At 68.5% G+C, this 8,251-nt stretch carries 7 protein-coding genes; 2 read left to right on the forward strand and 5 right to left on the reverse strand.

The features are described from left to right. From NS220_RS20165 to NS220_RS12095, 3 genes are all read right to left on the reverse strand, one after another. Positions 1-1,429 (reverse strand): hypothetical protein (locus NS220_RS20165; protein WP_193755356.1); only part of this gene is annotated, 1,429 nt, incomplete at its 3' end. A 157-nt stretch (positions 1,430-1,586) separates the two neighbouring features. After that, entirely contained in the window at positions 1,587-2,510 is a 924-nt protein-coding gene (locus NS220_RS12090; RefSeq protein WP_058624304.1) for a metallophosphoesterase, read from the reverse strand. Further along, the gene (locus tag NS220_RS12095; protein WP_058624305.1) at positions 2,507-5,206 is read right to left on the reverse strand and encodes a transglycosylase domain-containing protein; all 2,700 of its coding nucleotides are present in this window, start codon (positions 5,204-5,206) and stop codon (positions 2,507-2,509) included. Before NS220_RS12095 ends, NS220_RS12090 begins: the two co-directional genes overlap by 4 nt. A gap of 120 nt (positions 5,207-5,326) precedes the next feature. On the opposite strand from NS220_RS12095, the gene NS220_RS12100 reads away from it, so the two are divergent. Together NS220_RS12100 and NS220_RS12105 are read left to right on the forward strand one after the other, a co-directional pair. Continuing rightward, entirely contained in the window at positions 5,327-5,545 is a 219-nt protein-coding gene (locus tag NS220_RS12100; RefSeq protein ID WP_058624306.1) for a DUF4177 domain-containing protein, read from the forward strand. After that, complete coding sequence (locus tag NS220_RS12105; RefSeq protein WP_058624307.1) at positions 5,542-6,009, forward strand: RidA family protein; 468 nt, start codon at positions 5,542-5,544, stop codon at positions 6,007-6,009. The genes NS220_RS12100 and NS220_RS12105 overlap by 4 nt, the downstream gene beginning before the upstream one ends. 56 nt (positions 6,010-6,065) lie before the next feature. Here the strand turns inward: NS220_RS12105 and NS220_RS12110 are convergent, their stop codons facing one another. Continuing rightward, on the reverse strand, positions 6,066-7,238 hold the full coding sequence (locus tag NS220_RS12110) for a bifunctional 2-methylcitrate synthase/citrate synthase (RefSeq protein ID WP_058624308.1): 1,173 nt from the start codon (positions 7,236-7,238) through the stop codon (positions 6,066-6,068). A 2-nt stretch (positions 7,239-7,240) separates the two neighbouring features. After that, positions 7,241-8,143, reverse strand: coding sequence for a methylisocitrate lyase (gene prpB / locus NS220_RS12115; protein WP_058624309.1), 903 nt, complete (start codon positions 8,141-8,143; stop codon positions 7,241-7,243). Positions 8,144-8,251: the final 108 nt, after the last annotated feature.

An 8,251-nucleotide genomic window follows, 5' to 3' on the forward strand; every position in this document is an offset into this window, starting at 1 on the left:
TGTTGCGTGCGCGGGGGCGGGGGAAGGTGTGTAAGTGACAGATCAGGGCTCCTGCGACGCCGGGGGACGCGAGAGCGGGGGGGAGGGCCGCCGTGGGCGAGGGGGTCGGTGTCGGCGTGGACATCGGTGTGGACGTCGGGACGGGAGTGGGGGTGGGGGCGAACGGCGGCGGTGTGGGGGCCAGCTGCTCGGTCTGGGAGGGCTTCGCGAAGCGTTCCGTCCAGGTGTACCCCTGCGGGAGATGCGGCGCGATCGCGTCGTCTTGCTCGTCTCTCGAGATCCGCCACACGGCGGTGTAGACCCCGGAGCCCGGGAGCGTCTCCGGCGTGGAGATCCGATAGGTCCCGGGCCCTCGGTTCGTATCCGTCGTCAGCGTGAGTCGAGCGACGGGGGAGAGACCGGAGGGGACCTTCGCCGACTCGGCGGGAAACGCTCCCGTCCGATAGAGGTCGGCGTTGGCGACCAGCGGAACGAATGAGCCGTCGGCCCGACGGGGCCATACGCCGTCGTCGACGGACACGGTCACCTCGTCGACGAACCTGTCACCCTCGATATGAGCGGTGGTCTCGATGAGGGGACGGAACTGGACGGGGCGTGCCGCCGCGTCGGTCGTCGACAGATCGAACGTCTGCGGGTCGGCCGGGCCGGCCGACTCCTGCTGACCCGGGGTGGTGAACAGGCGCACGGCCGCGGCCGGCACCCGGAACGTTCCGGACGCCCGCACCGTGTAGGGACGACCGTCGCTCCCGGAGGGGCGCGGAGCGACGATCGGATAGACGACGCCGGCTCGCACATCGGAGCGTTCGGCCGTCCCCGTATCGGCGAAGACCGCGTTCTCGAGCCGCAGCGTGCCGGTCGCGTCAGGATCGACGTCGGCGACGATGGTTCCGTCGGTCGGATCGTCGGCAGCGGTGGTCAGCGTGAGCGATCCCCCCGTGCGGGGCACCCGGACGGCGGCGGCTTCGGAGAGGTACTGCTCCACGCGCGCCTGGATCGCCGCGCTGTTCTCGGGGCTGGCGCGGCGCATGATGTAGTCGATCGCCTCGCCGAGCGAGTCGCCGCGGTAGCCCCAGGAGTGCAGCGTGGTGTCGCGGTCGACGATCGCCTTCACCGCCCACCCCACGCTCGCCGCCTGAACGGGGTCGTCGGTCTGGCCGTAGACCGAGACGAGGTGGTTGATCGAGACGAGCTGTTGGGCGCTCAGGCCGCGCACGTCCGAGGTCGTGCCGTGGTCGATCGTCGTACCGGTCGCGACGGGGAGACCGGGGTGGATGCAGTACGTGTGCACATCGCCGACGCGCATGGAGCCGTGCCAGCCGGTGGATGACAGGGGCGCCCACGTGCCGAAGCCCGTTCCCGGATCGGCGGCGGTCGCCGGGGCGGCGAACAGGGCGGTGGCAGCGGCGACGAGCGTGAGGATGGCGGCCACGGCTCGCCGTCGGCGATGCGGTCGTGGGGAGTGCGAGTGAGGCATGGAGAGTCCCTTCGGTTGGAGACTCGATCCTGGTCGAGGAGCAACACCCGCGAACCGGCGAAGGGGCCGTTCCGTGGAGGAAACGGCCCCTTCGGGGGTGGTGCAGAAGCGCTCAGCGCGGCAGCAATGTCAGCAGCGTCGCCTCCGGACGACACGCGAAACGCACGGGGGCGTAGATCGAGTGCCCGAGGCCCGCGCTCACGTTCAGCGGCACCGAGCGACCGCCGTGCGACCACTCGCTGAGCCCGCGGGCCTGCTCGAGCGGGATGTCGCAGTTCGACACGAGAGCCTTGCGGCTGAACGGCACGCGCACCTGTCCGCCGTGGGTGTGACCGGCCAGCAGCACATCGGCGCCGAAGTCCATGAACGTGTCGAGCGTGCGCCGATAGGGCGCGTGCATCACACCGAGCGTCAGGTCAGCGGCATCCAGAGTCTCGAGGACGGGCGGAATCTCCTCGGGACGGTCCCACTTGCGGTGCGCGTCGTTCACGCCGAAGGCGGTGATGCGCACGCCCTTCACCTCGAGGGACACGGCGGTGTCGTCGAGGATGTCCCACCCGAGGTCGTCGGTGAAGAACCGGTCGAGGGCGTCGACGTCGAGGTGCTTGTGGGCGGGGACGTTCCCGGACGGGCCGAGGAAGTACCGGAGCGGGTTGCGCGGAGCAGGCTCCTGGAAGTCGTTGGACCCGTGGACCACGAGGCCGGGTACGCCCCGGAGGGGCGCGAACGCGGTTCGGATGCCGGTCAGCCCGTCGCGATGACCGAGGTTGTCGCCCGTGTTCACGACGAGGTCGGGGGACAGCTCGGTGAGCCGCGCCATCCACTCCTGCTTGCGATGCTGCCACGGGGCCATGTGCGCGTCCGACACGTGGAGGACACGGATCGGTTCGGCGCCCTTCGGGAGGACGCGGAGGGCGTGGTAGCGCACGGTGAACAGGTAGCGCTCGACGCCCATGCCCCAGACGGCCGCGCCGACAGCGGCCGCCCCCGCAACCCCGAGGGGTGCGAGGGCGGCCTTCACAGCGGGATGGGTCACGGGCAGTCCTTCGCCACGATGCTCAGCGACACGGCGGTGCTCTTGTTCGTCGAGGTTCCGGCGGCCGGGTTCGTCCCCGTCACGCGCCCTTCGGCGGGTGCGCTCGCGTCCTTCTCGCAGCCTCCGATCGAGACGGTCCCGAAGCCCGCGGCGAGCAGGGCGGCCCGTGCGGAACTCACCGGGTTGCCCGACACGTCCGGCACCGTGGCACCCTGGCCGTTGCCGGGGCTGAGGGTGATCGTCGAGCCCACGGGTGCCGATCCGGCGTCCGGGTTCTGCGCGGCGACGCGGTCGCCACCGAACTCGGAGTCGACGGGCGATCCGATGCTCACGCTGAAGCCCGCGCCCTGAAGGGTGGAACGGGCCTCGTCGAGCGTCTTGCCGACGACGTTCGGCAGGTCCTTCTGGATCGTGCGGATGAGGTTCGAGGACGGTCTGGGGAACGCGTCGCCCCCGTAGAACTCGTCCGCGGCGCGCTGCGCCCCCTCCGCGATCGAGTACCGCATGTCGGAGAGCTGCTGACCGTTCCAGTACTTGCCGAACAGGTTCTCGGTGCCGTCCCAGTTACCGACCCACACGGCGGTGGTGACGTTGGTCGACGACTCGATCATCCAGGTGTTCCAGCCCTCGTGGGTACCGGTCTTGCCCATCAGCGGTGTTCCGTCGAAGGGGTTGGCGGCCTGGCCGGTTCCGCCGCCGGTCATGACGCCCTGCAGCGCGTACGCGGCCGTGGCAGCCACCTCCGGCGTCAGGGTTCCGGGCGTGCACTGACGATCCGGGATGGGGCGCTCCGCACCGTCGCTGTCGGTCACCTTGTCGATGACCTTGGGCTGGCAGTGCGTGCCACCGTTGGCGACGGTCGCGTAGGCACCGGCCATCGCGATCGGCGAGACGTTGTCGTCGCCGATGACGTTGTTGGCGACCCGCATCTCGATGTCGGTCCCGTCGCCACGGGTGACGCCGAGCTTCTTGGCGACCTTGGCGATGTCGCACAGGTCGAGCTGCGAGGCCATCGTGAGGTACCCGGTGTTGAGCGAGTTCTTGGTGAAGGTCAGCGGGGTGCCGTAGTAACCCGGGTCGGACCCGAAGTTGTTGATGATGGTGCCGCCCCCGTTGATCCAGTCGCCGTAGCACGAGTTCTTCATGTTCGGCACCGGACGCAGACGACCGTTGAGAGTCTCGTTGAGGGAATGCCCCTTCTCGAGCCAGTCCACCAGAGTGAACAGCTTGAACGTCGACCCGGCATTGAATCCGTTCGAACCGCCGTTGTCCTTGTCGCCGGCGAAGACGATCGAGTTGTAGGCGGGGTCGGACTCCGCCTGCGTCTGATCCTGGGTGAACTTCGTGTTCTGGGCGATGCCCAGGATGCGGCCGGTCTTGGCCTCCATGCTCACGGCGGTCGAACCGAACTTCATACCCTCGAAGCTCTGCGGGGCATTCTCGTTCATCGCCGTCTGCGCGGCATCCTGAATCCGCCAGTCGAGAGTGGTCTGGATCGTGAGGCCGTCCTGACGGAGCGCATTGACGCGATCATCGATGTCGGTGCCGAAGGCGGGGTCGTTCAGGATCGTCGAGACGACGTACTGGCAGAAGTACGGGGCACCCGAGTTGGCGCATCCCTGATCGGTCTCGGTGATCTTCGGGGTGATCGGCTCGATCGCCGCTGCGACGTACTGCTCGTGCGTGATCTTCCCGTCCACTTCCATGCGGCTGAGGACATAGAGCTGACGGCCCTTGGTCTCGCTGTAGCCGTCGGCGGCGTTCACGAGCTGCTCCTGCGTGATCTCGCCGTTGTCGCGGAGCGTGTAGAGCGCCTGGATGGTGCTCTGGTCGACGTCGTCGATCGAGCCGTCGGGAGCCTTGTTCCACGACGTCTCGCCGTCGCTGATGGAGCCTTCCGGGCGGTCGATGCGGAAGCGGTTGGGGTTCTGCACCATGCCGGCGAGGATCGCCGCCTGTCCCACGTTCAACTGCGCGGCCGGAACGTCGAAGTAGTACTTCGCCGCAGCGTCGATGCCGTACGTCACGCCACCGAAGTTGGCGATGTTCAGGTAGCCGAGGAGGATCTGGTCCTTCGTGAACTGCTTCTCGAGCTGGATCGCGTACCGCATCTCCTGCAGCTTGCGCTGGTAGCCCCCGACGCCGTCGGCCTGGATGGCCTGGCGAGCACAATCCTGCAGGGCTTCATCGCGCGTCTTGGCAGGCGTGCCGTCCGAGCCGTCCGTCGCCTTGGCATCGCGTTCGCAGCGCTGGACGAGGACGTTCTTGACGTACTGCTGGCTGATCGAGGAGCCACCCTGGGTCTCGCCACCGGAGGCGTTGCTGAGCAGCGCGCGGGTCGTGCCGATGAGGTCGACGCCACCGTGCTGGTAGTACCGCGGGTCCTCGGACGAGAGGATCGCGTCGTACATGACGGGGTTGACCTGGTCGAAGGTGACGGGGGAGCGGTTCTGGTCGTAGAACTTCGCGAGGACCCGGTCGCCGGCCATGAGCGTGGTCGGCAGCATGAGGGCGTCAGGCTGCAGGTAGCTCGGCATGTTGTCGAAGATCGTGATGGCGCTGCTGGCGGCGGCGCCCGACACGGCGATCGCCGGGGTGACAGCGGCGGTCAGCAGAACACCGGCGGCCGTGCTCAGACCGACGAGGCCGAGGATGCCGCCGAGCGCACCGCTAGCCGTTCGTTTGTTCTCAGGCATAGGGTTGATGCTAAGCGACGTTGCTGGGCGATGCCTCGATGGCGTGCGCTCGCGCGCGTACGCGTGTCCTTGCCGCGCACATCTCGTGCGCGGCATCCGAGTCACCTTCGGGAGCTGCGAATGACCACGTGGGAGTACCTCACCACGCCGCTGTTGATCCACAACACCGCGGCGATCCTCAACAAATGGGGAAAGCAGGGGTGGGAACTCGTGCAGGTCGTCACCGGCCCCGAGGGCGGTCTCGTCGCCTACTTCAAGCGCCCCACCGGCGGAGGGACGGCCAACGCCGGCCTCAGTGCCGCCGAGGCGGCCGCACGTCAGTTCGAGGGCCAGCAGTGAGCGTCGCGGAGCGCCTCGCCGCGCTGGGCGTCGAGGTCCCCTCGGTCGTCCCTCCGGTCGCGGCCTACATCCCCGCGAAGCGGCACGGTGATCTGGTCTACACCTCCGGCCAGCTGCCGATGGTGCAGGGATCGCTTCCCGCCACCGGCAAGGTCGGCGAGTCCGAGGGTCTCGTGAGCCCCGCGGATGCCCAGACCCACGCGCGCCAGAGCGCGCTCAACGCGATCGCGGCGGCCGCCGCCGTCGTCGGCGGTGTCGACAAGCTGACGGGCGTGCTGAAGGTCACCGGGTTCGTGGCATCCGTTCCCGAGTTCACCGGACAGCCGGGCGTCATCAACGGCGCGAGCGAGTTCCTGGGTGAGGTCTTCGGTGACGCGGGCGTCCACTCCCGCTCGGCCGTCGGTGTTCCGGTGCTCCCGCTCGACAGCCCGGTCGAGGTCGAGGTCATCTTCACCGTCGCCTGACGACGGACGCACGAGAGGGGACGGGACCGCGGAGGTCCCGTCCCCTCTCGGCGTTCCTAGGACTCTTCGGGGCGAGCCGCCGCGGCCAGCTCGGCCTCGGACGCGACGTAGCCGTCGATGTGCCGCTCGTCGACGCCGTTGTACGCCGACAGGGGGCGGATGAGGGCGTTGGATGCCGTCTGCTCGATGATGTGCGCCGTCCAGCCCGTGACGCGCGACGCGACGAACAGCGGCGTGAAGGTCGGGGTGTCGAAGCCGATGAGGTGGTACGCCGGTCCCGACGGGTAGTCGAGGTTCGGGTAGATGCCCTTGCGCGAGACGAAGGCGGTCTCCAACTCGTCGTACAGGGCGGCGAGCTCGTCGGCGCCGTAGTGGGAGACGAGGGTGTCGAGGGCGGCCTTCATCGTCGGCACGCGCGAATCGCCCTTCTTGTAGACGCGGTGTCCGAAGCCCATGATCTTGCGCTTGTTCGCGAGCGCGTCGTCGAGCCATCCCTCGACGCGCTCGGCCGAGCCGATCTCGTCGAAGATGTGCATGACGGCTTCGTTCGCGCCGCCGTGCAGGGCGCCCTTGAGGGCGCCGATCGCGCCGACGACGGCGGAGGACAGGTCGGCGGTGGTCGAGGTGATGACGCGTGCGGTGAAGGTCGACGCGTTGAAGGAGTGCTCGGCGTACAGGATCATCGAGACGTTGAACGCCTCGGCGACGACGTCCGCCGGCTCTTCCCCGAACGTCATCCAGAGGAAGTTGCGCGAGTAGTCGAGATCGGCGCGCGGAGGAATGAGCTCCTGCCCCCGGCGCCGGCGCTGGTCGTAGGCCACCATGGCCGGGATCTTCGCGAACAGGAGCTTGGCCTTGGCGAGATCGGCGGCGGGGGAGTTGTCCGCCACGTCGGCCGCTGCGGCGCCGAGCGCCGAAACGGCGGTGCGGACGACGTCCATGGGGTGCGCGTCGAGCGGAAGCAGGTCGATCACGGTCTTGATGTCGGCGTCGAGGTCGCGGTGCGCGCGTTCGAAGGCCTCGAACTCGGCGCGCTCCGCCTCCGTCGGCAGATCGCCGTTCCACAGCAACAGGGCGACGGCCTCGAACGACTGGGTCGCGGCGAGCTCTTGCACCGGATACCCGCGGTACAGGAGCGAGTTGGTCTCGGGATTGACCTTGCTGATGGCGGTGTAGTCCACCGTGACGCCGGCCAAGCCCTTCTTGATGTCGTGCTGCGTGTCAGCCATGGTCACTCCTTCGTGATGGTGAAGTCGAAGATGTTCGTGTCGAAATGGTTGTACTGCTCGTAATCGATCAGGTCGTAGAGGTCGGCGCGATGCTGCATCTGCCCGAGCTGGTTCTTCAGGTGGCCCTCGTCCTGCAGGGCATCGAGCGCGCGGTCGGCCGCGCCCATCGCCAAGCGCAGGAGCGATACCGGCCAGATGACGATGTTCACGCCGACGTCCCGCAGGTCGTCGACGCTGAAGAGGTCGCTCTTTCCGAACTCGGTCATGTTCGCGAGGATCGGCACGTCGACCGCGGCGCGCACCGCCTCGAACTCGGCGAGGGTGCGCATCGCCTCGGGGAAGATCGCGTCGGCTCCGGCGTCGACGAGCTGCCGCGCGCGGTCGATCGCGGCCTCCAGCCCGTCGATGGCGCGGATGTCGGTGCGGGCCATCACGAGGAAGTTGTCGTCACGGCGGGCGTCGACGGCCGCGCGGATGCGCTTGATCGCGGTGTCGGTGTCGACCACTGCCTTCCCGTCGAGGTGGCCGCACCGCTTCGGGTTGATCTGGTCTTCGATGTGGCATCCGGCGAGCCCTGCGTCTTCGAGCGTCTGGATGGTCCGCGCGACGTTCATCGGCTCGCCGAAGCCGGTGTCGGCGTCGATGATCGCGGGAAGGTCGGTCATTCGTGCGATCTGCTGACCGCGCCCGGCGACCTCGGTGAGGGTGGTGAGCCCGATGTCGGGGAGGCCCAGGTCGGCGCTGAGTACCGCTCCCGAGATATAGACGCCCTCGAACCCCTTGCGCTCGATGAGACGCGCCGACAGGGGGTTGAACGCCCCGGGAAAGCGGAGGAGTTCTCCGGATGCCAACCGCTCGCGGAAGGCGCGGCGCTTCTCGGCGGCTGAGACCGACGAGTACAGCATCAGAAGAGTCCTTTGGGGGCGGGGGCGGATGCCAGGATTCCGGGCCCCGCGACGATGCTGAGCTGCAGGACCTCGGCGGGGGTGAGTTCGGGCAGGCGCTGGGCGAGG

Source organism: Microbacterium testaceum (assembly GCF_001476655.1).
Classification (GTDB): domain Bacteria; phylum Actinomycetota; class Actinomycetes; order Actinomycetales; family Microbacteriaceae; genus Microbacterium; species Microbacterium testaceum_C.

Bases quoted from the DNA above. Each gene is read 5' to 3' on its own strand.
- NS220_RS12095 (WP_058624305.1), bottom strand. From the start codon at position 5,206: ATGCCTGAGAACAAACGAACGGCTAGCGGTGCGCTCGGCGGCATCCTC.
- NS220_RS12100 (WP_058624306.1), top strand. From the start codon at position 5,327: ATGACCACGTGGGAGTACCTCACCACGCCGCTGTTGATCCACAACACC.
- NS220_RS12110 (WP_058624308.1), bottom strand. From the start codon at position 7,238: ATGGCTGACACGCAGCACGACATCAAGAAGGGCTTGGCCGGCGTCACG.
- prpB (WP_058624309.1), bottom strand. From the start codon at position 8,143: ATGCTGTACTCGTCGGTCTCAGCCGCCGAGAAGCGCCGCGCCTTCCGC.